The 24,921-nt window shown below is 72.0% G+C and carries 16 protein-coding genes; 10 read left to right on the top strand and 6 right to left on the bottom strand.

Going from position 1 to position 24,921, the window contains the following annotated elements:
- Positions 1–256 precede the first annotated feature (256 nt).
- From glnII to M8I34_RS23155, 4 genes are all read left to right on the top strand, one after another.
- A complete protein-coding gene (glnII, locus tag M8I34_RS23140) occupies positions 257–1,279 on the top strand; it encodes a glutamine synthetase (protein WP_250051951.1) in 1,023 nt (340 codons plus the stop codon).
- A 143-nt stretch (positions 1,280–1,422) separates the two neighbouring features.
- Positions 1,423–2,343 carry a hypothetical protein gene (locus tag M8I34_RS23145; RefSeq protein ID WP_250051953.1) on the top strand — a complete coding sequence of 307 codons (921 nt, stop codon included), beginning with the start codon at positions 1,423–1,425 and terminating at the stop codon, positions 2,341–2,343.
- 1 nt (position 2,344) lies between these two features.
- Complete coding sequence (locus M8I34_RS23150; RefSeq protein ID WP_250051955.1) at positions 2,345–3,214, top strand: rhomboid-like protein; 870 nt, start codon at positions 2,345–2,347, stop codon at positions 3,212–3,214.
- Between the two features lie 574 nt (positions 3,215–3,788).
- A complete protein-coding gene (locus M8I34_RS23155; RefSeq protein ID WP_244415198.1) occupies positions 3,789–4,412 on the top strand; it encodes a winged helix-turn-helix domain-containing protein in 624 nt (207 codons plus the stop codon).
- Here M8I34_RS23155 and M8I34_RS23160 read toward each other — a convergent pair.
- The 3 genes from M8I34_RS23160 to M8I34_RS23170 are packed head-to-tail and all read right to left on the bottom strand — an operon-like array spanning position 4,388 to position 6,799.
- The gene (locus tag M8I34_RS23160; protein WP_250051957.1) at positions 4,388–5,119 is read right to left on the bottom strand and encodes a DedA family protein; all 732 of its coding nucleotides are present in this window, start codon (positions 5,117–5,119) and stop codon (positions 4,388–4,390) included. The genes M8I34_RS23155 and M8I34_RS23160 overlap by 25 nt on opposite strands.
- Positions 5,112–6,011 carry a lysophospholipid acyltransferase family protein gene (locus M8I34_RS23165; RefSeq protein WP_250051959.1) on the bottom strand — a complete coding sequence of 300 codons (900 nt, stop codon included), beginning with the start codon at positions 6,009–6,011 and terminating at the stop codon, positions 5,112–5,114. The genes M8I34_RS23160 and M8I34_RS23165 overlap by 8 nt, the downstream gene beginning before the upstream one ends.
- Positions 6,008–6,799: a GNAT family N-acetyltransferase gene (locus M8I34_RS23170; RefSeq protein WP_250051961.1), complete on the bottom strand. Its 792-nt coding sequence runs from the start codon at positions 6,797–6,799 to the stop codon at positions 6,008–6,010. Before M8I34_RS23170 ends, M8I34_RS23165 begins: the two co-directional genes overlap by 4 nt.
- Positions 6,800–7,197: 398 nt before the next feature.
- On the opposite strand from M8I34_RS23170, the gene M8I34_RS23175 reads away from it, so the two are divergent.
- From M8I34_RS23175 to M8I34_RS23195, 5 genes are all read left to right on the top strand, one after another.
- Positions 7,198–10,359 (top strand): alpha-N-acetylglucosaminidase TIM-barrel domain-containing protein, encoded by a 3,162-nt coding sequence (locus M8I34_RS23175; protein ID WP_250051963.1) that lies wholly within the window; start codon positions 7,198–7,200, stop codon positions 10,357–10,359.
- A 49-nt stretch (positions 10,360–10,408) separates the two neighbouring features.
- Positions 10,409–10,639 carry a DUF397 domain-containing protein gene (locus tag M8I34_RS23180; protein ID WP_030083635.1) on the top strand — a complete coding sequence of 77 codons (231 nt, stop codon included), beginning with the start codon at positions 10,409–10,411 and terminating at the stop codon, positions 10,637–10,639.
- 192 nt (positions 10,640–10,831) lie between these two features.
- A complete protein-coding gene (locus M8I34_RS23185) occupies positions 10,832–12,802 on the top strand; it encodes a hypothetical protein (protein ID WP_250051965.1) in 1,971 nt (656 codons plus the stop codon).
- A gap of 288 nt (positions 12,803–13,090) precedes the next feature.
- Positions 13,091–13,777, top strand: coding sequence for a TetR/AcrR family transcriptional regulator (locus tag M8I34_RS23190; protein ID WP_244415188.1), 687 nt, complete (start codon positions 13,091–13,093; stop codon positions 13,775–13,777).
- Positions 13,778–14,373: 596 nt separating this feature from the next.
- Positions 14,374–14,889: a GNAT family N-acetyltransferase gene (locus M8I34_RS23195; RefSeq protein ID WP_250051967.1), complete on the top strand. Its 516-nt coding sequence runs from the start codon at positions 14,374–14,376 to the stop codon at positions 14,887–14,889.
- 49 nt (positions 14,890–14,938) lie between these two features.
- Here the strand turns inward: M8I34_RS23195 and M8I34_RS23200 are convergent, their stop codons facing one another.
- Together M8I34_RS23200 and M8I34_RS23205 are read right to left on the bottom strand one after the other, a co-directional pair.
- Positions 14,939–16,507 carry a trypsin-like serine protease gene (locus M8I34_RS23200; RefSeq protein WP_250051969.1) on the bottom strand — a complete coding sequence of 523 codons (1,569 nt, stop codon included), beginning with the start codon at positions 16,505–16,507 and terminating at the stop codon, positions 14,939–14,941.
- A 221-nt stretch (positions 16,508–16,728) separates the two neighbouring features.
- Complete coding sequence (locus tag M8I34_RS23205; protein ID WP_250051971.1) at positions 16,729–17,232, bottom strand: hypothetical protein; 504 nt, start codon at positions 17,230–17,232, stop codon at positions 16,729–16,731.
- A gap of 452 nt (positions 17,233–17,684) precedes the next feature.
- On the opposite strand from M8I34_RS23205, the gene M8I34_RS41395 reads away from it, so the two are divergent.
- Complete coding sequence (locus M8I34_RS41395; RefSeq protein WP_308372560.1) at positions 17,685–21,674, top strand: polymorphic toxin-type HINT domain-containing protein; 3,990 nt, start codon at positions 17,685–17,687, stop codon at positions 21,672–21,674.
- Between the two features lie 526 nt (positions 21,675–22,200).
- Here the strand turns inward: M8I34_RS41395 and pulA are convergent.
- The gene (gene pulA, locus M8I34_RS23225; RefSeq protein WP_374210971.1) at positions 22,201–24,837 is read right to left on the bottom strand and encodes a pullulanase-type alpha-1,6-glucosidase; all 2,637 of its coding nucleotides are present in this window, start codon (positions 24,835–24,837) and stop codon (positions 22,201–22,203) included.
- Positions 24,838–24,921 lie beyond the last annotated feature (84 nt).

Here is a 24,921-nt window from a genome sequence, read left to right on the forward strand (position 1 = left end):
CCGGGGTGCTCCGCGCGCACGTCGTACGGTGACGCAGAAGCGCCCCCCGGATACCTCCGCCACATCGGAATGATGTGACGACGGGCACATTTACACCGGAAATCCCAGGTAGCTCGGGTGGAAAACCTTAGGAACGCCGGGATGTCCGGCTCGGTAACCTGTGGTTCACAAACGGGCAACGGACGAGAAATAGCGCGTTGCGAGAGTGCGGCGGTACGCCCGCACCGTACCCCGCACCCCCCGTGAAGAGGACCCCGTGAGCATCAAGGCCGAGTACATCTGGATCGACGGCACCCAGCCGACCGCCAAGCTCCGCTCCAAGACCAGGATTCTGGCCGACGGCAGCAAGCTGCCCCGGTGGGGCTTCGACGGGTCCAGCACCAACCAGGCCGAAGGCCACGCCTCGGACCTCGTGCTGGAGCCGGTCTTCAGCTGCCCGGACCCGATCCGCGGCGGCGACCACCTGCTGGTGCTGTGCGAGGTGCTGCACACCGACCTCACCCCGCACCCCTCCAACACCCGTGCGCTGCTGCGTCCGGTCGCGGAGCGGTTCGCCGACCAGGAAGCCATCTTCGGCATCGAGCAGGAGTACACCTTCCTCAAGGGCGACCGCCCGCTCGGCTTCCCCGAGGGCGGCGGCTACCCGGCCCCCCAGGCCGACTACTACTGCGGTGTGGGCGCCGACGCCATCTTCGGCCGGGAGATCGTCGAGAAGCATCTCGACCTGTGCCTGGCGGCCGGTCTCGGCCTGTCCGGCATCAACGCCGAGGTCATGCCCGGCCAGTGGGAGTTCCAGGTGGGCGCGCTGCCCGCGCTGGAGGTCTCGGACCACATGTGGGTGGCCCGCTGGCTGCTGCACCGGGTGGCGGAGGACTTCGGCGTCACCGCCTCGCTGGACGCCAAGCCGGCCAAGGGCGACTGGAACGGCGCGGGCGCGCACACCAACTTCTCCACCCGCGCGATGCGGGAGGGCTACGACGCGATCATCACCGCCTGTGAGGCGCTGGGCCTGGACGACAAGCCGCTGGAGCACGTCCGCCAGTACGGCACCGGCATCGAGGACCGGCTGACCGGCGCGCACGAGACCGCCCCCTGGGACGCGTACTCCTACGGCGCCTCCGACCGCGGCGCCTCGGTGCGGATCCCCTGGCAGGTCGAGGTCGAGAAGAAGGGCTACATCGAGGACCGGCGTCCGAACGCCAACGTCGACCCGTATGTGGTCACCCGGCTGATGGTGGACACCTGCTGCACGGAGCTGGCGCGGCGCGAGCAGATCTGACGTCTCCGGAACGACGGGCGAAGGGGCCGGACCACTGTGGTCCGGCCCCTTCGCCCGTGCCGCTCGGCCCTCGCGGGCACAGGAAAGCGCAAGCGGGCGCAGTTCAGGGGCCGTTTGTCAGTGGCGGCTGGCACGCTGGGGGCATGCTAGCGATCAGCGTCAAGACCGAGACCGGGCCGGACCGCGCGCGCCCGGCCGAAGCCGAACTCGCCGGGCTGGTGCGGCGGATCGGCGCCGACGACGACCATTTCGTGGTCGTCGAGCGGCTCCCCGAACAGGCCCAGGTGTTCGTGCAGACCTGGCGGGACGGCGACGGGCCGTTCTCGGTCGAGTACCGCGACGGCGCTCCGGAGCGGCACTTCCGCGCGGAGAGCGACGATACCGAGCGGGTCGTCGGGCTCTTCCTGGACTGGGCGCGCGGCGGCGCGGCCTGGCGTACGGCGCTCGACTGGCAGCCGGCGGATCTCTACTCGACGCCCGGCCTGGACACGAAGACCCGCGCGGCCGCCGAGGAGCGGGCCCGCAAGGACATATGTTCCGGTTTCTGGGACTTCCATGAGGTCGCCCAGGGTGTCTGTGAGGCCTTCGGCCCCGAGGATCCCCAGGTCTCTCTGGACGAGGCGCGACGGATCGTCGGGGGCCTGTGGGAGGAGCGGCTCGCCGAGCAGGCCGAGTGGCCCGCGGTGACCGACGCCGACCGGGTGGAGCAGGCCTTCGAGGCGCTGGACGCCCGGGGCCTGACCGCCCGGATGAACTTCAGCTGTTGCAGCAACTGCGCGCTCGGCGAGATAGCGGCCGAACGCGGCGAAGGAGACCGGGGCTTCGTCTTCTTCCACTTCCAGGACACCGAGTCGGCCGTGCAGGGCCATGGCCTGTCGGTCCGCTACGGCGCCTACGCGGACACCGGGGAGGCCTCCCCGCAGGACCGGGCCGGCGTCGGACGGGCCGTGGTGGCGGCGTTCGCCGAGGCGGGCCTGCCGGCGCAGTGGGACGGCGATCCGGACCGGGTCATCGAGGTCGCCCCGCTGGACTGGCGCAAGAGACTGCCGCGGACGGGGGCCTGAGATGCCGGGCACCGCATCGCGGAGGAAAGCGTCCGGTCGTCTGTCGCGAGCCGTACCACGCGCCCTGCCGGTCTCCCTGTCGCGCGGCCTCCCGACGGCCCTCTCGCGTGGTCTGCCGGCCGCTGTACCGCGCGTCCTGCGGACCACCGCACCGCGTGGCCTGCCGGCCGGCGTTCCCTGGGCCGCGTCGCTGTATGTCGGCGCCGTGCAGCTCGGCGCGTACGCCACCGCGCGGCTGCCCGGCCGGCGGCGTACGGAGCTGCTGCGCACGCACTCCACCAACGTCGACAATCTGCGGGCCGGGCGGTGGCAGACGCTGGCCACCAGCGCGGTGTTCGTCGAGGAGCCGCTGCCGGTGGCGTACGGCGCCGCGCTGCTCGCCGCCCTCGGCACGGCCGAGGCGCGATGGGGCGTATGGCGTGCGGCAGGGGTGTTCGCGGCCGGCCATGCGGGGGCCAGTCTGCTGGTCTACGGGGCGCTGCGCCGGCGGACGCGGGAAGGCGCCCCCTCCTCCGCCACCACCAGGGCCTCCCCCGGCGTCTCCGCCGCCCACGCCGCCGGGGAAACCGGTGCGGAGCCGCCGGACACCACCGCGCGGGCCATCGACGTCGGAGCGAGCTACGGCTTCAACGCCACCGTGGGCGCCCTCGCCGCGACCGTCCCGCACCACGGCGCGCGGGCCGCGGCGACGGCCGGTCTGCTGGCGCTGGGCGTACGCCCCGTACTGCGCCGCGGGCGGACGTTCACCGACGTCGGGCATCTGGCAGCACTCGTGATCGGGGTGGCGCTGGGGACGGGGATGCGGGTCGGCACGGGGATACGGGCGGGGGCGGAAGGACGAACGGGGGCGAACTCGCAGATCCGGGCGTGAGCCCGGGGCGTGAAAGCGGAGCATGAACCCTGGGCGGGGAAGTGGGGCATGAGCCCAGACCGTGAGAACGGGACGTGAGCCCAGACCGCGGCAGCGGGGCATGAACCCGGGGCGCGCATCCAGGCGCGAACGGCGCATCCCGCAGATATCCGCATGCCGCCACCTATACCGGAACATGCCCCGCGAAGTGGATTCCAGCCACCCGCCCGACCCCCGGAGGTTCGCCAACTCCCCTACGGAAAAGCGGAGTCGGGACCGGGTCGCCCCCGGTCCCGGTACCTGCGCGGCTCCGCCGCGGCGGAATCCCGTCAAAGGGCCGTCCACCCAAGGGACAGATCACCGACTGTCTGGTTCAATAGGTGCCATGGCCAGCCTTACAGACACCGCGACGGGTCGCAGCGACCTCGAGCCTTTCTGGCCGTCCCGGCAGGCGCACGCATTCGACCGTCTGTGTTGCCGCGCGCACTGAGCGCGGGCCCGCACACGCCTCACCGACGCCGCTGACCGGCGTTCCACGCCCTGCCCGCGCGCACGACGTCCCCGACGCCCCTCTGCGCGAAAGAGCTGACTCCTGATGACGAACGTCCGTACCCTGACTGCCGGTTCCGCGACGGCCCCCCTCCCCGCCCAGCCCGCCCCGCACCCGCACCGTCACCGCCTGCGCGCCGTAGCACCCGACGAGGCCCACCCGTTGCCCGCCACCGCCCCGGGCGGAGCCGCTCCGGACCACAGCCTCCAGTCGGTGTCCGAGCTGCTGAACTCCGGCGCCACCTGGCTTCCGGCGCCGCAGCACAGCCTGCCCGCGCTGCCGGGCCAGCCGCCGATGGTCGGCTATCTCGTCCTCGTACCTGCCGAGCAGGTCGCGGCCGCGCCGCCGGCCGCCGAGCCCGTGGTGAGCGCGCCGACCGGCGACGAGATCGTGCGGATCGACCCCGAACAGCGCACCGCGCAGGTCCAGGGCCGGCCGCTGGACCTGACCTACCTCGAATTCGAGCTGCTGGCCCATCTGGTGGCACATCCGCACCGGGTGCACACCCGCGACCAGCTGGTGACCACGGTGTGGGGCTACGGGCACGTCGGCGACGGCCGTACGGTCGATGTCCATGTCGCCCGGCTGCGCCGCAAGTTGGGCGCCGCGCACCGGTCGTCGATCGTGACGGTGCGGCGGGTCGGCTACAAGTACGTGCCGAGTCTCTGAGGCCGGGGCTCAGCGGCCCTCCTGGCGGGGCCGCGGCCGGGCGGGGAGCCGCTCCCCCGCCCGGCCGGAGAGCGCTCGCGCCCCGGGGCGGATCCGTTCCCCGTCCTCCGGGGCGCCCGCCGGTGCAGACATCCCACACCGCACGCCACCACCACCCCGGCCCCGGAGGCCAGCAGCATCGCCTTCGCCGGGGAATCGGTGAGCGCCGCGCCGCCCAGAGCTCCGAGCGCGGCGCTGCACACCGCCCAGATGCCCGCGCCCAGCGCGTCCAGCAGGACGAAGCGGCGCAGCGGGAAGCGGACACTCCCGGTGGACAGCGCCGCCACCACCCGGCCACCGGGCAGGAAGCGGCCGGCGACGACGAGCAGCGCGGCATGCCGTTCGATGCGCGCGCGGGCCCTGGTGTGCCGGGCCCGGCCTCGCTCGCCCCGCAGCAGCCGGGCGATCGCGCGCGGGCCCGCGTACCGTCCCACCGCATAGCCGAGGCAGTCACCGGCCAGTGCCCCGGCCGCCGCGACGCCCGCCAGCAGGGCGAGCAGCGGCAGGTCGGGACCGATGAGCACGGCGACCAGGACCACGGTGGTCTCGCTCGGCATGAACGGCAGCAGCGCGTCGAGGCCGGACACCAGCAGGACGATCAGCCACAGCCAGGGCGAGCCCAGCATGCCCTGAAGCGGCTCGGTGAGCTGGTCCAGCTGCTCAAACATGGGCCGGGGTGTCCCGCACAGGAGCATCCGGCACGGAGGAACCCGGCCGCGGCACCGCGGGCAGGAGTGCGGGCCGCGCGGGCGCCTGCCGTACCACCGCACCCGTTCCCGGCCGGCCGCCCAACACCGCGCGCGCCGCCAGCTCCGCCAACTCCCGCCGGTCCGGGCGCCCGTCCGCCGTCGTCAGCACCGGATGCGCGGTGACCCGGACGGTCAGCGCACGGGCGGCGAGCACCCGGCGCAGCGAGGCGGCGAAGGTGTCCTCGCCACAGAACGCGGCCACCGTGCTGGGCAGCCCCTGCTGGGTGTAGGCGAGGGTCACCGGGCGGACCGGCGCACCCGCGTCGAGGGCGGCCTGGAACGTGGCCCGGCGGAAGGTGCCCCGGTCGGCCGTGCACCAGGTGGTGGCCTGCGGGAAGACCGCCACCGACCGTCCGGAGCCGAGCAGTTCGGCCACCTCCTGGACGGTGTGCCGCAGCCGGCGGGGGCTCGTACGGTCGATGAAGTGCGTACCGGCCCTGCGGGCGAGGCCGCCGACGACCGGCCAGCCGCCGACCTCGCGCTTGGCGAGCAGGGTGACCGGTTCGACGGCGAGCAGGGCGAGGATGTCGAGCCAGGAGATGTGGTTGAGGACGATGAGGGTGCCGGTGCCGTCCCCCGCGGTGAGGGAGGCCGCGCCCTCGACGCGGACGCCGAGGGCCTTGAGCAGCGCCCCGGCATGGGCGCGCAGCCGTACCGGGTCGGCCATCCGCTCGCCGTCCGTCAGCGCCCGCCGCACGGTGTGGGCGAACGCGGCGCCGCGGCGGGCGATACGGGTCGCCGGTACGCGCGGCAGGGCGTGTGCGGCGCAGTCCGGGGTGCAGTCGGACCAGACGTCCCAGGGACCGTTCACCGCTCCCCCAGGAAGTAGCGCCGGTAGCGGTCGCCCAGCCGCTCCATGTCCAGGACGACGAAGAAGTCGGCGACATCGAACTCGGGGTCGTGGGCGGGCGCGCCGCAGATGAACGCGCCGATGCGCAGATAGCCGCGGAGCAGCGGCGGCAGTTGGGCGAGGCTGGGGCGGCCGGGGACGGGGAGCGTGGAGTGCCAGGGGTGGTGCGGGGTGACCTGGAGCTCGGGCGGTGCGGCGTAGCGGGCCCGGCCCAGTCCCCAGGCGTGGGCGGCGGCGGTGCCGCCGTCGGCGAGCGGGACGGAGGCGCAGCCGGCGAGGTAGCGGTGGCCGGAGAGCAGCGTGTAGCGGGCGAGCGCGGCCCACATCTGGGTCATGACGGCGCCGCTGCGGTGGCCGGGGTGCACACAGGAGCGGCCGGCCTCGATGAGGGAGGGGCGCAGCTCCGCCAGGGCGCCGAGGTCGAATTCGCCGTCGGAGTACAGCCGCGGGCTGCGGCCGGGCGGCAGCAGCCGGTAGGTGCCGACCACTTCGCCGGTGGCGGTGTGGGTGACGACAAGGTGGTCGGCGAGCTCGTCGACGGCGTCGATGTCGTGGCCGGCCAGCGGGGAGTGCAGGGTCGCGCCCATCTCCTCGGCGAAGACCTGGTGGCGCAGCCGCTGTGCGGCGCGGATCTGCTCGCGGGTGCCGGCGATCTCGGCGGTGTAGCCGGGGTCGGCGGGGGCGGATGCCGGGGCGGGGACGGGAGTGGTGCGGGGGACGGCGGCGGACGCAGTCGATGCCATGCTCATGAGAGCCCTCCTTGGGGAGTGGGGAGGCTGTGCGAGTCGACGGGGCGGTGAGACAGCGGGGCCTGCGGGCCGCGCGGGGCAGCCGTTGCACTGCTCCGCAGTGGTGCCGGTGACACCCCTGGGGAGGGGGTGTTCACCCGATGACCTGGCCCTTCTCTACGCGGGAGACTGTTCCCGTGCCCGACGGCCGGGCGCGTGAAGCCCAGGGAGCGAACGGGTGAGGGTCCGCAGAACACTGGTCGCCGCCGTCCGGGGGCCGGGGGCGTACTCCCCCTACCGCCATCGGATCCCCCCAGCCGACGGACGCCGACGGCCCTGGCCCCCTTGGACCGCGGCTGACCGACCGTTAGCGTGCCCCCGCACGGGACTGTTGTTACCACCGAGCCGTGGGGGCACACGTGAGCCGACCGTCACGACGCGCACTGTTGGGAACCGCCGGAGCGATCGGCGCCGGAGCGGCGCTCGGCGGGGCCGCCCCCGCCGGGGCTTTGGCCCGGAGCCGGGAGCGGGCACCGGCGTACGACACCGCACGGGCGGATGACACCGCACCGGCGCAGGCGGCACTGGCCCGGCTGCTGCCCCGGCACGCCGATCAGTTCCAGCTGGTGCCGCTCGCCCCGGACGGCGACGCCGACCGCTTCCGGGTGGAGGGCCGGACGGGCCGGATCACGGTCTCCGGGACCACCCCCGCGGTGCTGCTGACCGGCGTGCACTGGTACCTCAAGTACACCTGCCGGGCCCATCTGTCGTGGGCCGGCGACCAGACGGCGCTGCCGGACCGGCTGCCCGCCCCGACCTCCCCGATGGAGCGGGCCACCTCTCTGCCGCACCGCTTCGCCCTCAACGACACCCACGACGGCTACACCGCCCCGTACGCGGACTGGCCGCACTGGGAGCGGATGATCGATGTGCTGGCGCTGCACGGGGTGAACGAGGTGCTGGTCACCCCGGGCTCCGAGGCCGTCTACCACCGGCTGCTGACCGACTTCGGCTACTCCGACACCGAGGCCCGCGGCTGGCTCCCGGCCCCCTCGCACCAGCCGTGGTGGCTGTTGCAGAACATGAGCGGCTACGACGGCCCGCTCAGCCGCCAACTGATCGACAAGCGCGCCGAGTTGGGACGAAAAATCACCGACCGGCTGCGCGCGCTCGGCATGCGTCCCGTCCTGCCCGGCTACTTCGGCACCGTCCCGGACGGGTTCGCCGCCCGCAACCCCGGGGCGCGCACCGTGCCGCAGGGCACCTGGTCCGGCCTCAAGCGCCCCGACTGGCTCGATCCGCGCACCGACGCCTTCGCCGCGGCCGCCGCCTCCTTCTACCGCCACCAGCTCCAACTCCTCGGCCCCGCCGACCACTTCAAGATGGATCTGCTGCACGAGGGCGGCGACCCCGGGGACGTCCCCGTACCGGACGCCGCCCGCGCCGTCGAGAAGGCGCTGCGCACCGCCCGCCCCGACGCCACCTGGGTGATCCTGGGCTGGCAGGAGAACCCCCGGCGCGATCTCCTGGACGCCGTCGACCACGACCGGATGCTGATCGTGGACGGCCTCAGCGACCTGGACACGGTCACCGACCGGGAGCGGGACTGGGGCGGGGTGCCGTACGCCTTCGGTTCCATCCCCAACTTCGGCGGCCGCACCACCATCGGCGCCAAGACCCACATCTGGGCCGAGCGCTTCACCGCCTGGCGCGACAAGCCGGGCAGCAGGCTCGCCGGGACCGCGTACATGCCGGAGGCCGCCGAACGCGACCCGGCCGCCTTCGAGCTGTTCAGCGAACTGGCCTGGCGGGAGCGCCCGGTGGACCGCACGGCCTGGTTCGACGGCTATGCCGACCTCCGCTACGGCGCCCGCGACGAAGGAGCCCGCGCCGCGTACGCCGCGCTGCGCACCAGCGCGTACGAGATCTCCAGCAAGGACGGCCGTCCGCACGACTCGGTCTTCGCCGCCCGCCCCAGCCTCGCCGCCCGCTCCGGCACGGTCTGGGCCACCCACACCCCGGCCTTCGACCCGGCGGGGTTCGACACCGCGTTCGCCGCGCTGCTGCGGGTCCGCCCCGCGCTGCGCGGCAGCGACGCCTACCGCCACGATCTGACGGATGCAGCCCGGCAGGCCCTCGCCAACCGGTCCTGGCAGCTGATCGGGCAGCTCCAGGAGGCCTACCGGCGCAAGGACCGGGCGGCCTTCGGTGCGCTGTCCGGGCTGTGGCTGCGGCTGATGCGGCTCAGCGACGAGGTCACCGGCGGGCACCGGCTGTTCCTCCTCGGGCCGTGGCTGGCGGATGCCAGGGCCATGGCGACCGGCCCCGAGGAGGAGGCGCGGCTGGAACACAGTGCCCGTGCGCTGATCACCACCTGGGCGGACCGGGCCACCGCCGACGGCGGCTCGCTCGCCAACTACGCCAACCGCGACTGGCACGGCCTGATCGGCGAGGTCCATCTCCCGCAGTGGCAGGCGTACTTGGACGAACTCTCGGATGCGCTGGCCGCGGACCGGCCGCCGAAGACCTTCGACTGGTACGCCCTGGAAGAGCCCTGGACCCGCGCCCGCACCGGCCATCCGCTGCGCCCGACGACCGACGCGTACCGCACCGCCCGGCGGGTCCACGACACCCTCGCCAAGGCCCCGTACCAGGGCACCGTCACGGTCACCGCCGATCCGTCCGCCCTGCCGCCGGGCGGCCGGGCCACCGTCACCGCGGCGCTGCGCAACGTCAACGGCCTGCGGGCGACCGGCCGGGTGGACTTCGCGCTGACCGGCGTCGAGGCCACCGCGTCGGGCCCGGTGTCGCTGCCGTCGCTCCCGCCCGGCGGCACCGGCCGGGCCCACTGGCAGGTCACCGCCCCCGCCGGCCCCCTGAAGACCCCGCTGCACCCGCTCCCCTACGACCTCACCGCCGACTACGGCCCGAAGGGCGAGCCACGGGTCCGCGCGGCGCAGCACGGCACCCTCTTCGTGGCCGGACCGCTGGACGACGAGCTCAGGACCGTCACCACCAATGCGGCGGTTTTCGGCCAGCTGGGCGACCGGCTGGCCGTCAACGGCGGCGGCGCGGACCTGTGGAAGGCCACCGCCGAGTTCGGCGCGGTCTACCGGCCGGGCGCGCTCACCGCCGGCGGCTCGGTCACCGTCGAGGTCACCTCCCAGGACCCGACCGGCCCCTGGGCCCGCGCCGGCCTCATCGTCCGCAACCGCCTCAGCACGCCGTCCGCCCCGGGCACACCGGACGCCCTCGGCTTCCTCAACCTGTCCGTCACCCCCGCCAACGGCGTCGTGCTGTCCCATGACGCCAACGGCGACGGCGCCCTGGACACCTACCGGCGGATCACCGGCATCACCGCGCCCGTCCTGCTCCGCCTGACCCGCGGGAAGGACGGCGCGGGCGGCGGTACGTACACCGGCTCCTGCTCCACCGACGACGGCGCGACCTGGCGCGAAATCGCCACCGTGACCGTCCCCGGAGCCGCCGCCCGGCAGGACACCGGTCTGCACCAGTCCGCCGCCAACTCCGCGACCGGGGACCGCGGGACGGCGGAATTCCGCCGGTGGAACCCGGCCTGAGCGCCGCGTACGCTGACCGGCAACGGACCACGAGCGAGGGGATCACGGTATGAGTGCCGCAGCTGAGAAGGAGTGGCTCTACGCCCTCGACATCTCCGACGCCACCTGGCAGCGCGCCCCCGGCGACGCCGAGGAGGCCGTGGAGATCGCCTTCCTGGAGCGGGGCGCGGTGGCCATGCGCAACTCCACGGACCCCGATGTGGTATTGCGCTACACCGAGGCGGAGTGGCGGGCGTTCGTACTCGGCGCGCGGGACGGCGAGTTCGACCTCCAGCGCTGAAGCCGGCCGGACCGGCAGATCTGGGGCCTGATCCAAACGACAGGCCCCAGGGGGTGTCTCCCCGGTCTCCGTGGGAGACCGCCAGCGGCCACCACGGTCGGCGCACCGCGGTGGCCGCAGCCGTGTGCGGTCACCCGTCAGGGCGCCCGGGAGGGCCGGTGACCATCACAGGAATCACTCGTTTCACCGAACGTGAAGCAGCAGCAAGCGACACCCCAGCGTCCGGACCGCACCTCACCCGGCAGCCTCGAGGACATCGGTGACGTCATCGACGTCGAGCAGGCCGAGGCGGCGCTGGTCGAGCACTACCCCCGGCTGGTCCGGCTGGCCTATCTCGTCCTGCCGGCGGGCCAGGGCCGCAGCCGGCGGGTGCTGGCCGCCCACGGAGTGGTGCAGCGGACCCTGCCGCGGCAGCGCAGCTCCACCCGCGGACTCGGCCTGCCCGCCCAGCGCGCCGGCACGGACGCGGCGATCGACCCCGGCTATGCCTTCGTACGGCTGCGGGTCCTGCGCACCGCCCTGGCCGCGGGACGCTCGCGCCGGTGGCTGCCGGTACCGCCGCCCCCGCTCCCCCAGGTGTGGGGGCTGCGGCTCTTCCCGCGTTCCGGGGGCGCCGACGAACTGGCGCTGGACCAGGCGTTGTCGGCGCTGTCCGGGCCGGGCCGGGCGGCGTTCGTGCTGCGCGATCTGGAGCGGCTGAGTGCGCCCGAGACCCGCCGGGTGCTGGAGGCCGCCGGGGTGGCGCATCCCCGTGAGGCGCTGGAGGAGGCGGAGCGGGCCGCGACGCCGGCCGGCAGCCGGGACCGGTCGCTGCTGGAGTCGGCGGAGTTCGACCCGTGCGCCCTACAGGCCCGGCCGACGGATCTGATCCGGCGGCGGCAGCACGGCCGGGCGGTGCTGACGGCCGGTGTGGCGGTGCTGGTGTGCGGGGCCCTGCTGGGGCTGCCGGGCGACGGCTGGGGCCCGGACGGCGCCGCCGCCCCGCCGTACGCACAGAACGCGGCGGCCGAAGCGGCCCTGGATCCCGGAAAGCTCGCGGTGACCTCCGCGACCGCCTGGAAGGGCGCCGCACGGCAGGACTTCTCGGCCTGGCCCGCCCGCGGCGACCGGATCCACGACAAGGCGCTGCTGCGGCGGGCGCTGGCCGTGTGGGCCAGGCCCGGGGCCGGGGTGCAGGTCTCGGCGACGCCCGGCACCCCGGCCGGCCCGGCGTCCGGCCCAGCCCAGCTGCTGTTCGCCGGCGTGGTGGACCACGTGGTGGTGGTGCTCCTCCACGACGGGCTGCGGGTGATCCGCTACGCGGAGGCGGCGGACGGCGAGGGGCAGAGCGACGGCACGGGCGCGGCGCTGGACTTCGCGCGCACGGACGGCGCGGCGGCCGCTTCCGCGAGCGCGCTGGTCGTCAGCCGTACGCAGGGCAACATCCGGTATCTGACCGCCCCCTGGGTGAAGTCGGCGCGGCTGACCGACCTGGTCAAGCCGGACGTGGCGGCCCGGCCGGTGACGATCGGGGCGAGCGGGATGACCAGCGCGGTGCCCACTCCGCAGCCCGCGGAGAAGTGCACGACCTGGCCGGCCCTGCGGATGGGCGGCCGGCTGCTCACCGATCTCGGTGAACTGACCCCGGCCCGGCTGACGTACGGCACACCACGCAAGCCGGGCGAGGTGAGCGCACCGCGGGCCAGGACCGCCTGGGCGCGCACGGCCTGCCAGCTGCCCGCCGTGCGCGGGATGGGCGTCCGCGCCGTGAACGCCTGGGAATTCGCCCACCAGCCACTGCCCGGGGGCGCGGGCGACGCGGCCTGGCTGTGCACCCGCGCCGAGACCTGGCGCGGTGCGGGCAGCCGGACGATGGCACAGATCCAGACACCGGCGCCGGGCGGGCGGCCCTATGCGGCCGGCACGGTGGCGGCGCGCACCGAGGGCGGTACGGCCTGCGGCCCCCGGGCGCCGCGCGCCCTGGCCGGGGTGTTGTGGAAGGCCACCACCGGCCAGTGGTGGCTGCTGGCGGCGGGCAGCAGCCAGGTCACCTCGATCACCGCAACCGGCAGCGTGCACGGCCAGGCCCCCGGCCGCCTGCTGTCCCTCCCGGCGAAGGCGGGCGACCGCGCGGAGCTGAAGGGACAACTGGCGAACGGCAGGGGGATCAAGGGGCTGGGCTGAGCGCCGGGCCGAGGGCTGAGCTGAAGGCCGGAGCCAAGGGCTGGGCTGGGCTGGGCTGGGCTGGGCTGGGCCGAACTGGACTCGGCTGGACTGGGTTGGGCTGGGCTGGGCTGGGCTGGGCTGTGGGGTTGTCCCGTAGGCCGTCTGCCGCGGATCACCTCGCGGACGGACGTCGTCACCCCGCCGGACGCGTCCTCGTCCGTCCGTACAGGCCCCGCCCAACTCGTGCTCGATCTGTGATTCCACCTGCGATTCCATGGAGCGCCCCGGATCGTTAGGCTGTTTCGCATGACGACCGGGACGCGCCGCAGGATGGGCGTCGAGGAGCGGCGCGAGCAGCTGATCGCCGTCGCACTCGACCTCTTCAGCCACCGTTCCCCCGAGGATGTGTCGATCGACGAGGTCGCCGAGGCGGCCGGTATTTCCCGGCCGCTGGTCTACCACTACTTCCCGGGCAAGCAGCAGCTGTACGAGGCCGCGCTGCGGCGGGCCGCCGAGGAACTCACGGCACGGTTCGTGGAGCCGCACGAAGGTCCGCTCGGCGCCCGGCTGTTGCGGGTCATGGAACGCTTCTTCGACTTCGTCGAGGAACACGGCCCCGGCTTCTCGGCGCTGATGCGCGGCGGCCCGGCGATCGGTTCGACCCGCACCAGCGCGATGATCGACGGGGTCCGGCACGCCGCCTACGTGCAGATCCTCGCCCATCTCGGCATCCCCGACCCCGCCCCCCGGCTGGAGTTGGTCGTCCGCTCCTGGATCTCACTGGCCGAGACCACCGCACTGCTGTGGCTGGACGGGCGGCCGATCCCCCGCAAGGAGCTGGAACGGCAGCTGGTGCACGACTTCGCGGCGCTGGCGACGGTGAGCGCCGCGTACGACGAGCGGATGGCCCAGGTCGTCCGCCAGATCCTGGCCGACGACCCTACGGACGGGATGTTCGCCGACCTGGCCTCTCGCGTAGGGCGCTTCGCTTAGTCTTTCCCACGTTTTTGGCTTTCCCGCCGTGGTGGTGTCTCGCCGTTGCGCCCGTCCGCTGCGCTTTGCTTTCGGCCCACGTTTTCGGCTTCCCGCCGTGGTGGTGTCTCGCCGTTGCGCCTGCGGCGGGCGGTGGTTGTCGGGTGCGGTGACGGTCCTCCGGGGCCTGGTGTGTGGACTGCTTCGCTTTACGTCCACACACCAGGCCCCTCCGGCCCGTCCCCTCCCGTGAGTGGAGAAAGTAAAAGTGAGTGGGGGCGGGCCACCGACGTGCGCGTTTCCACGTGATCCACAAGCAGCACCGCACCACCTACGAACACCCCCACCAGCCATTCCCCATCCCCCAACGGGAGGGGACGCGCCGCAGGACGAAGTCCGGAGGAGCGGCACCGCACCCAACAGCCCCGCGCAGCGACCCCAGCCCGCCGCCAGGCGCAACGGCGAACAAGCCGACAACGTGGGGCGCACGGCAAAGCGCAGCGGAGAGGCGCAACGGCGAGCGCACCGCGCAGCGGGCGACAAACAGCGAACAACCCCCACGGCGGGAAAGACAAAAACGTGGGAAGCAAGGCAAAGCAGCGAGACAGAATCGGCCCATGAACGAGATCACCTTCCGGCTGACCTCCGGCGGCGACGATCTGCTGGGGCTGGTCGTGCTGTACGACGCCGCGGCCCGTTGGATGCAGGCGAACGGCATCGACCAGTGGCAGCCCGGCGGGAAGGGCGAGGAGCACTTCCGGCTGCGGGTCGAAGAGGGCGAGGTGTGGCTCGCGGAGGCCGGCGGGCGGGCCGTGGGTGCGTTCGAACTGTGGTGGCGGGATGAGCCCGCGTGGGGGCCGCAGCCGCCGGAGGCGGGCTATGTGCACCGGTTGATGGTGGACCGCGACCGGGCACCGGCCGGGACCGGGCGGGCGATGCTGGCGCATGCCGAGCGGCGGATAGCCGGGGCGGGGCGGGCGTGGTCCCGGCTGGACTGCCTCTCCGCCAACCCGCGGCTGCGCACGTACTACGAGGACGCCGGTTACACCGTCGTCGGGGAGCAGCCCTTCAAGGAGGGGACGGACGGCAGCACGTACGCCGTCACCCTCCTCGAAAAGCAGCTGGCCCGCTGACGTCGGACTCGCCGAACGGGAGTCGCTGTCGTCACCATCGAGAACGACTTCAGTTCACGATCTTGATTTCCTTGTGTGTTCCCGCGGCGTCCACACCCGGGTAGAGACTGACCGACCCGTTGGCCCAGGAGACGATGACATCGGTGGACCGGTCGTTGGCGACGAACGCGCCACCGGCCATCGCGGTGGCATTGGTCCAGTAGGACTTCTTCGGGCGGACGCTGGTCTCGCCGTGGAAGCCCGCGGTGTCGACGCCCGGGTAGAGGGTGGCCTCGCCGTCCGACCACCGCACCAGCAGGTCCATGGTCTTCTTGCCGGTGAACTCCCCGGCGCTGATCTGGGTAGCGTGCGTCCAGGTGGTGTTCTTGTTGACGAGCACCTTCCGGGTCTTGTCCGCCACGCCGTTGGCGTTGAGGTCGGGGTGGAGGGTGACGCGGCCGTCGTCCCAGGTCACGAGCAGGTCGTCGCGCTGCTGGTTGGCCGAGTAGCGGCCCGCCGTGATCTGCGTGGCGTGTGGCCAGGTGGTGTTCTTGGCCTTGGCGAGCTGCTTCTCCCCGTGGAAGCCCTTGGCGTCGACGTGGGTGTACTGGGTCAGCTCACCGTCGCCCCAGCGCACGACCAGCCCGTCCGTGCCGCCGCCGAAGCTCGCGCCGGTGATCTGCTTGGCGTGCTGCCAGATGCTCGTCTTGCCCGCCTTCGGCGGCTCGGCCAGCTGGTATTCGGCGGCGAAGGGGTGGCGGGGGTCCTTGTCGTCGGCGCCCTGGTAGAGGGTGACTTCGGCGTCGTTCCAGCGCACGATCATGTCCATGTGCCGGGTGCCGCCGGCCGAGCCGCCGGTGAAGTAGCCCGAGGCGAGGTGGGTGGCCTTCGCCCACGGCGCGGCGGCGAAGACCGGGCGGTAGCGGACCTGCTGCACCCAGGCGCCCAGGTCGTCCACCCGGGCGTCGACGGCGCCGGTGCGGGTCTCGGCCGGGTCGGTACCCAGGCAACCGCCTTGCCAGGAGGTGCTGTTGACGGCGACGACCTCGACCCGGCCGCCGCTCTCGCGCAGGGCCGGGCCGCCGGTGTCGCCCTTGCACACCGCCGCGTCCTTGCCGGTGATGCCGATCGTCGTGTCCTGGACCGTGCCCACGGTGAAGGAGGCAGCGTGCAGTGTGTTCGGGACCCACTCGGTCTTGGTGCGGCCGAAGCCCGCCACCTTCAGCTGCTCGCCCGTGGCGATCGGGTTGGTGCCGATGGCCACCGGGGTGACGCCGCTGACCGGTTTGGCCAGCCGGGCCATCACCAGGTCGCGGCCCGCGTAGGGGACGAGCTCGGCGATGTCCGTGACGCTGCCGGTCGTACCCGACAGGTCGGTGCGGCCGACGGTCGCGGTTGCCTTCCCCTTGGGAGCGCCCTCGTCGATCCTGAAGTCCTTGCCGGGATCGGCGGCGAAGCACCGGGCGGCGGAGAGGACCCACTGCTTGTCGACCAGCGCGCCGGAGCAGCTGCGCTTTCCGCCGTCGCGCTCGATGTCGAACTTCGCGGTGAACGCGTAGGTGCCGTTGTTGGCGGCCTCTCCCGAGATGGCGTGCGCGGAGCCGGTGAGCAGTGCGCTGCTCACGACCGTGGCGGCCATCGTTAACGTCATCCACGCTCGGCGCGGACGTATGCCAGACATGTTCTTTCCTTCGAAGTCAGGGGTGCCGTGTGCCGCTGTTGGGCGGGGCAGGGCGGAGGGGCGGGACTGCCGCAGGGGCTGCTCGGCCGGTCCATCCGGTCCGGCGGCTTTTCGCCCTCGGGGCGGCGTGATGTGCGCGGGCGTACGTGCGTGGCACGGGTTGGACGTTGGGTGCCGGGTCAGCCGGTGACGCGGAGTTCCACGAGGACGGCCGGGTCGCCGTCGGTGCCTTCGCCGACGCTCTGATAGCCGTTCTGGGGGCCCGTCTTGGAGACGTTGACGGTCTCGGTTTTGCCGCGGGCGGTGACATCGGCGCTGATGGGGTGGCTCGCGGTCTCCAGGGCCCACACCTTGGGGACTTCCAAGGTGACATAGCCCCGCTTGGCGTTGGCCAGGAAGCAGAAGTCGCCGTCGCGCGACCAGACCTTGACCTGCTGAGGCGAATTCCCGCAGTCAGCGAGCAGCAGGTGGCCGTCGCCCTTGAGGAGCTTGATCTTCTTCTCCGCGAGGATCTTCGCCGCGTCCGGGTAGTCGAACTCCTCGACCGCGGAGGGCGGTTCCGCTTCGGCGGTCACCCCTGCCGGTGCGGCGGAGGCGGAGTTCAGGGAGGGCAGGCCGAAGGCGGCGCCGAGCAGGCTGAACAGGCTTGCGGCAAGTAACAGGCTGCGGGTACGAGATCTCACCGGCGGTCCTTCCGGGAAGGGTGACAGCGCATCCGCAGTCCCCCGTAGTTGTCATGACAGCGTAAGAAGCGAGGGGGAAGGTATCACGAAACCACATATGAAATCGGACAGGACTTGTTTGCGCGAAATCTATGCAATGTGATGTGAGTCACTTGATGGGGCCTCAGTCCGTGTTTGCATGCTAACGTCCACCGCGCTTCTCCGTGAGCAATCACCGGGAAGAAGGGGGCTACGGGGCAGACTCCTGCCATTCGGCATTCCCGTAAGGCGCAGAACACTTCCGCCTGCGGCCAGTTCCCGCCACTGAACAGCTTGAAATTCCGCAATTCGCTGCGCGCGGCATGGTTATGCTCCCCCCGCCAATATTCGTTATCCGGCAACGAGATGTGCCGACCAGCGGGGAGAGTATTTTCTTGAGGCGAAGAACGCGTTCAAGAGGGGACAGGGGAAAGGTGATCCGCGCGATACGCGCGCTGCACCTGTCCCTGTTATGCGCATTGTTGGCGGGCCTGCTCGCGCCTGCACCGGCGTGGGCGGACGGCGGAGCCACCGGCCCCGGGGAGCGTCCCCCCTCGCAGATTTCCGCCAAGCGGGCGTGGATCGTCGAGCAGTGGAAGACCGGCGGGCCGGGCGTCAAGGCGGCTGCCGAAGTCGCGCTGGCGGGCACCGACGACGACGTCATGCACTTCCTCACCGTGGTCGAGGGGGAGACGTTCCAGGACAATCGGGTGGCTGCCGCCCAGAGAGCGAACGTGGGCGGCCGGGCCCTACAGGAAGCCGCACGCACTGCACTCGGTGAGAATCCGGACAAACTGAAAGCGTTTCTGGTACGAGGCTGGCAGGCTCCGCTTGCGGAAGACCAGCGGGTCCGGGTGGCGCAGATCATCAATGAGGGCGGACCTGGTGTCCGGGAGGCCGGACGTGCCGCGCTGAACGGTTCGGCGGATGACGTACGGAAGTTCCTGGAAGAGGGCCGGTACACCAAGCGCGATGGGGATCAGCGGGTCGAGCTCGCGCAGATTCTGAATTCCGGTGGTCCGGAGGTCCGTACCGCCGGCCGGATTGCGCTCAATGGTTCCGCGGACGATATTCGTGAGTTCCTCGAGGTCGGCCAGTATGTGGCGCGTGCCCGTGACGAGGAACAGACTTCCGTCGCGGAGTTGGCGGATCAGGCCCGGGAGGCGGGCCGGCGGGCGAAGTCGGAGACGGAGGCCGCCAAGAAGGCGTCCGCGCACGCCGTGACGGCTTCGGAGCTGGCCAAGAAGGCGGCCAAGGCGGCGGCCACCGAGGCAGCGGCGGCCAAGGACGACTCCCAGAAAGCGGCCGGCGCGGCGCAGCGGGCGGCTTCGGCGGCTTCGCAGGCCGCGTCCGCCGCGCAGGAGGCCATCGGGGCGGCTCGTGCGGCCACACACTCCGCGCATGTGGCGGCGAATGCTGCGGCTCAGGCGGCGTCCGCTGCGGCGGGTGCGTCGCAGGCCGCTTCCCGTGCGCGTGGCGCGGCGGCTGCTGCCGCCACCAACGCCGCTGATGCTTCCGCCGCGCACAAGGCGGCGGATGTTGCGCGGACGGCTGCCAAGGGTGCGGACCGGGCGGCTGATGCCGCCGATGAGGCGACCAAGGCTGCGACGGAAGCCGGGAATGCGGCTCAGGATGCCGTTGCCGCGGGGGCCAATGCCCAGGCCGCCGCCAACTCCGCCGAAGAGGCGGGGAATTACGCCGGTCAGTCGGATGCGCATGCCGCGCAGGCGCGGCGTGCGGCGGCGGAGGCGCGCCGTCACGCCGATGAGGCCACCCGTGCCGCGAATGCCGCCACGTCCCTGGCGCGCAAGGCCGCAACCGCCGCGGGGCAGGCGCGCGATGCCGCCCGGTCGGCGGCGAAGCATGCCAATGCGGCGGCCAAGGAAGCCGATGAGGCTGCGGACCAGGCCGGCGAGGCCGCCGGCGCGGCAACGAAATCCGCCCACCACGCCAAGGCCGCTCAGGAGGACGCCGACGCCGCGAGTGCGGCGGTGGACAAGGCGAAGGACATCTACGGTCTGGCGCGGGAGTTCGAGGCCGCGGAGATCCTGACCCGTACCAACGAGGGGATCGAGCGGGCCAAGGACCTCAAGGCGGACGACGACGACCTGGAGGAGGACCGGACCGCGGCGGCCGGGGAGCTCAAGAAGTTCCAGACCGACGCGCAGCGCCTGGCCACCGAGGCCGGCCAGGACGGTGCCGACGCCAAGGACGTGGTGGTCAAGGGCCGTAAGGTCGCGCTGCTGGCGATGAAGTCCGGCGGTCCGTGGAGCCAGGCGGCCGCCGAGGCGGCCCTGGGCGGTTCGGATGCCGACGTCGCCGACTACGTGCGCACCCGGTGGAAGGAAGCGCTCCAGCAGGACGACCGGGTCGATGTCGGGCGGCTGGCCGGGGAGAGTCCTCTGGAGCCGGTGCGTGACGCCGCCGAGCAGGCCCTCAAGGGGGACGCCGCGCAGATCAGCGCGTTCCTGTCGACCGGTCAGTTCCAGGCCGGTGCGGCGGACTTCCGCGTCGAGATCGCACAGGTGATCAATGGTGGCGGTCCCGGGGTACAGGAGGCGGGCAGGGCCGCGCTGAACTCCGGGTCCACCGACAAGTACGGCGAGTTCCTGGCCAAGGGGCAGTACACCGCCCGTACGCAGGACGAGCGGGTCCGGGCCGGCCAGCTGATCAACAGCGGCGGGCCGGAGATGAAGGCCGCGGGCCGCATCGCCCTGGAGAGCCCGCCGCAGCTGCTGCACTCCTTCATCGAAGCCGGGCAGTACACCGCCCAGCGCAAGGACCTGCTGGCCGCCACCCACAAGGCGCGCGTCCAGCAGCTGATCGCCGAAGCCGCCCGTACCGCGGCCACCGCCCAGCAGAACGCCGCCGAGGCCCGCAAGGTCGCCGCCCTCGCGGTGAAGAAGGCCGAAGAGGCGAAGAAGTACGCCAAGCAGGCCCAGGATTCGGCCACTGAGGCAAAGAATTCCGCTGCCGATGCGGCGAAGTCCGCCAAGGAAGCCGAAGCCTCCGCGGCCCGTGCCGCCGAGTCCGCCAGGACCGCTCGCAAGGCCGAGGCCGACGCCAATCACGCCGCCTCCAACGCAGCCACCTCGGCAGCCGACGCCACGGTCTCCTCACAGCTGGCGCATGTCTCCGCCAACACCGCATGGGCCGAAGCACGCCGCGCCCGCACCTCCGCCACCGCGGCGGGCAAGGACGCCACCGCCGCAAACAAGGCGGCCAGAGAAGCATTCGACATCGCCGCCGACAAGTTCAAGGCCGAGGCGGAAGCCCAGCGCAAGGCCGAGGCGGAAGCCAAGAAAAAGGCCGCCAAGGATCCCGGAAAGATCGCCCGGGAGCAGTACATGTGCGGCGTCATGGGTTGCGATGCCGCCCACAACTTCCCCAGCTGGTGCATACGTCACGAGGGCTACTGCACCATCCTTGCCGCGGGCGAGAAACTCGAACCCGGCCTCGAGAAGATGTGGGCCTTCGAAAAAGATCTCCTCGGCATCGGCATGCTCCAGGAATGCGTACGCACCGGAGACTTCGACGCCTGTACGCAACTCGCGCGGGACGCCGCCTTCGGCAGCAAACTCAGACTCCTCTCAAGTGCCTACCGAGGACTGCGATTCCTCGAACGAGGGTGCACGCAGTGCTTCCTCGCCGGCACCGAAGTCCTCATGGGTGACGGCACCACACGCACTATCGAGGACGTCGCACCGGGCGAGAAGGTTCTCGCGACCGACCCTGAAACGGGCGAAACCGCGCCCCGCAAGGTCACGCGCCTCATCGTCACCGAAGACGACAAACACTTCAACGAACTGACGCTCACCACCCGCAACGGCCCCCGGAAACTCACCGCCACCTACGAACACCCCTTCTGGAACCCGTCACAACACCGCTGGCTCCCGGCACAGGAACTCATACCGGGCACCACCCTCCTGAGCAACGACGGAACCACCGTCCGCGTCCAGGCCAACCGGTCCTTCGCCAAGCACGCGCGCACCTACAACCTCACCGTCGAAGGCCTCCACACGTACTATGTACTGGCCGGCCAGACCCCGGTATTGGTCCACAACTCCAACGGTTGCGGAGGAATTGCACTCGGCCTCAGTGAAGTCGATGCCGACCCGATGGTCCTGCATGAATTCGCGGACTCCATTGGCGCGAAGTCGTATCACGATTGGCCGTCCGCCGGCGACAGCTGGGTCTCCGAACTCAAGAGTTTCATCAATGACGGAAAGACGCCGATCCACTTCAACTTGGACGGAATCACCGATCCCGTGGCACTCGCCCGCAAGGGTAAGGGTATGGATCCGATCTTCGATGGGCACGCGACTGCTTGGGAGCTAAGCTTGATCCAGGACAACCCGAGCATCTGGCCTCGCGTGACGTTCTACAGAAACGGAGTTCCTGATGCCAACCCCTTCGCCCACTGAGGGAGGGCAGCAGCCCACAGCGACTCTGCCCATCTCGTTCGACCGTAAGTTCCGGCCGTGGCGATACAGCATCGGGCATTCGGAGCTGAAGCTTCGGAGTATCGACTCCGACGCAGAGTGTGACTTTATCGAAGTGACATTCTATGGAGTCGTGGGAATGAGACTCAAAACCGTATACAGGCCGCTCAGCATCGCCCTCGCCGAACCCGCAGAGGCCGAAGAGATGTTGAGATTCTCCGAAGTGCGGGAGTCTCAGTCCTCGCGGGTTCACTGCCTGGCGCTGAAGTCGGACAGCGGTGACGGTCTCGTGGTGTGTCTCAGCTACAGCATCTGGTCGCATCCCAGGGAAACCGATGAAGAAAGGCCGGGAGTCCCGCATCGGGAATCCGTGCTGATTCTGAGGGGATAGTCGAGAAGCCCCGCCTGGATGTCATCCGGCGGGGCTTCTTGGGGTTCGGGCGGCAGAGTGACGAGGGCGCCGCCCTGCCGATTCTTCGGACCGCAGGGCGACGAGTTGCGTCCCCGCTCAGCCGTGCCGGTAGACCGCGACGGTCCGGGCCGGGACGGTGAAGGTGCCCGAGGAGCGTGCATACGACGCGGTGGCCGTGGTCCGGTCCGCGCCGTGCGCCTGGACGGGGTGCAGGGCGTAGCGCTCGCCCGCGAGGTCGTGGACGGTCTGGTCCTGGCGGTGCGGGGTGGCGTTGAAGACGACGACGAGGTTGCCGAGGCGCATGGTGAGCACGCCCGGCGTCTCGGCCTTCCCCGACAGGGGGAACGAGAGCGCCTTTTGTACCGCGGCCGTGGTGGTCAGGCCGAAGGCCGGTTCCGTGGCGTGGATGCGGAGCAGATCGCGGTAGGCGGCGGAGGTGTCGCTGATCGCGGCGCAGCCGGGGCGGAGGGCGGGGTCGGCCAGCAGGGGCTTGGCGTAGGGCCACTTGTCCTTGTTGTCGGCGGCCGGGGGCAGTCCGCGGCCGAAGCCGTTGCCGTCGGCGCAGTTCCAGTGGAGGGCGTTGAACCAGTCGCCGCTGTCGAAGGAGTTGCGGTCCAGGGACTTGGAGCGGAGGAGGTCGGAGCCGGCCTGGGAGAGGGCCGGGCCCTGCGAGAGGGCGGCGGTGGCGAGGGCGAGTACCTGCATGCGGGAGCGGTCGGCGGCGCCGGTGCGCTGCGGGAGCTTGTAGGCGAGCGTGTCGTAGAGCGTTTCGTTGTCGTGGGCGTCGGCGTAGGCGAGGGCGTCTCCGGGGGCGACGGCGTAGCCGGCCGGGGCGCCGTTGTAGTCGACGCCGGAGCCCTTGACCCGGTGGCCGGTGGTGTCGGTGAAGGTGTAGTCGGCGAGGTTGCCGGTGAGGCCGACCTTGATGAGGTCCTGGTAGCGGAGGAGCCGGGCGCGCTGCTCGGCCGGACTCCCGTTCCCCTTCGAGGAGTTGGGGTCGGTGTACAGGCCCGAGGCGAAGCCCTGGATGCCGGGGTCGGCGTCGAAGGGGCTGCCGCCGCGTACCGCGTCACGGGCCCGGTCGCTGAAGGTCGCGATGCCGGTCCCGGCCATGTTCCGCTGGGTGGCCTGGACGAAGCGGGCGTCGTTCGCGGCCTCGCCGAAGTTCCAGCCCTCCCCGTAGAGGACGACGGATTTCCCGTCCACGCCGTCCTTCCGCGGGGTCAGCGCGTCCAGCGCCTTGCGGACGGCGAGGATGTTGGCCTTGGGGTGGTGGCCCATGAGGTCGAAGCGGAAGCCGTCGACCTTGTACTCCTTGGCCCAGGTGACGACGGAGTCGACGACGAGCTTGCCCATCATCGTGTGTTCGGGTGCGGTGCCCGAGCAGCAGGTGGAGGTGGCGACGCCGCCGTCGTCGAGGAGTCGCTGGTAGTAGCCGGGGACGATGCGGTCCAGTACGGAGTGCGGGTCCTGGCCGCTCGCGGCGGTGTGGTTGTAGACGACGTCCATGACGGTGCGCAGCCCGGCGCCGTTGAGGCCCTGGACCATGCGGCGGAACTCGACGGTACGGGCGGTGCCCTCGGGGTCGGAGGCGTAGGACCCTTCCGGGACGGTGTAGTGGAGCGGGTCGTAGCCCCAGTTGTAGGCGTCGTGGGCGGCCGACTTGCCGACACAGTCCTGCTGGCTGTCGGAACCGGGGGCGTACGAGGCCAGGTCGCAGCCGGGACGTTCCTGGTCGGCGCGCCGTTCGGGCGTGGTGGCGAAGTCGAAGGCGGGCAGCAGATGGACGTACGAGGTGCCGGAACGGGCGAGGGAGGCCAGGTGCCGCATTCCGTCCGAGCGGCGGTCGGTGAGGGCGAGGTACTGCCCCGGGTGGCGGGAGGTGCGGTCCTCGACGGAGAAGTCGCGGATCTGGAGTTCCTGGATGCGCGCGCGGCGCAGCGGCACCGCGGCGGGCTTCGTCATCCGTGACCAGCCGGCCGGGGCGAGCTTCGGGTCGTCGAGGTCGGTGACCAGGCTGCGCGTCGAGTCCGCGGTCAGGGCGGTGGAGTAGGGGTCGGTCACCTTGTTGGTGACCGTCTTGCCGACGGTGGGCGCCCAGACGGTGACCAGGTAGCGGTACGGCTTTCCGGCCCAGTCACGGGTGCCCTGGACGCGCCAGATGCCGGTGGCGTCCTCGCGTCGCATCGGGACCGTACGGCCGTCGAGTTCGAGGGCGACGGTGCGGGCGGTGGGCGCCCAGACGGAGAGGGTGGGGCGGCCGTGGTGGAAGACCGGGCCGAGTGCGGCGTGCCGGGCGCGGGCGCCGTAGAGGTCGTCCAGGACGCCGGGTATCTGGACGCCGGTGGTGGCGCGCTGCCCGTCGGCCCTGCGCTGGGTGGCGAGGAGCTTGTCGCGCAGCGCGGTGCGGGCCAGGCCGCGGTCGCGGGGGTCGACGGTGAAGGCCGGGTAGCCCGTCAGATGCGGATAGGCGAGGCGTTCGGACGGGCTGAGGGTGCCGGGCGTGAGGCGGATGCGCTTGCCGTGCGTCCCGGACTCGAGCTGGGCGGCGGTGCGTTCCGCGCCCTTCCAGATGACGGTGTCGCGGTCGATCCACTGGGCGCGGGCGTCGACCGGGCCGGGCGTCGGGGCGGCGGACGCGGCGGACGCGGCGGGAAGAGCGGCGGCGCACAGGACCATGGCCACGGCGGCGACGGTACGGCGGAGGGGGCCGTGGCGGAGGGGGCCGTTCACGAAGAGGCTCCTTGAGGGGCGTACGGGTGGTGGGCTTACGGGGCGTGCGGACGGGCACGCCCCGGATGTCGGGAGGCGGCCGGG

It is taken from the genome of Streptomyces sp. MCA2 (assembly GCF_023544705.1).
In the GTDB taxonomy this organism is placed as follows: domain Bacteria; phylum Actinomycetota; class Actinomycetes; order Streptomycetales; family Streptomycetaceae; genus Streptomyces; species Streptomyces decoyicus.

What these genes read in the sequence shown, in the direction of transcription:
- M8I34_RS23145 (WP_250051953.1), top strand. Translation starts at nt 1,423, where the DNA reads ATGCTAGCGATCAGCGTCAAGACCGAGACCGGGCCGGACCGCGCGCGC.
- M8I34_RS23150 (WP_250051955.1), top strand. Translation starts at nt 2,345, where the DNA reads ATGCCGGGCACCGCATCGCGGAGGAAAGCGTCCGGTCGTCTGTCGCGA.
- M8I34_RS23155 (WP_244415198.1), top strand. Translation starts at nt 3,789, where the DNA reads ATGACGAACGTCCGTACCCTGACTGCCGGTTCCGCGACGGCCCCCCTC.
- M8I34_RS23160 (WP_250051957.1), bottom strand. Translation starts at nt 5,119, where the DNA reads ATGTTTGAGCAGCTGGACCAGCTCACCGAGCCGCTTCAGGGCATGCTG.
- M8I34_RS23170 (WP_250051961.1), bottom strand. Translation starts at nt 6,799, where the DNA reads ATGAGCATGGCATCGACTGCGTCCGCCGCCGTCCCCCGCACCACTCCC.
- M8I34_RS23180 (WP_030083635.1), top strand. Translation starts at nt 10,409, where the DNA reads ATGAGTGCCGCAGCTGAGAAGGAGTGGCTCTACGCCCTCGACATCTCC.
- M8I34_RS23190 (WP_244415188.1), top strand. Translation starts at nt 13,091, where the DNA reads ATGACGACCGGGACGCGCCGCAGGATGGGCGTCGAGGAGCGGCGCGAG.
- M8I34_RS23195 (WP_250051967.1), top strand. Translation starts at nt 14,374, where the DNA reads ATGAACGAGATCACCTTCCGGCTGACCTCCGGCGGCGACGATCTGCTG.
- M8I34_RS23200 (WP_250051969.1), bottom strand. Translation starts at nt 16,507, where the DNA reads ATGGCCGCCACGGTCGTGAGCAGCGCACTGCTCACCGGCTCCGCGCAC.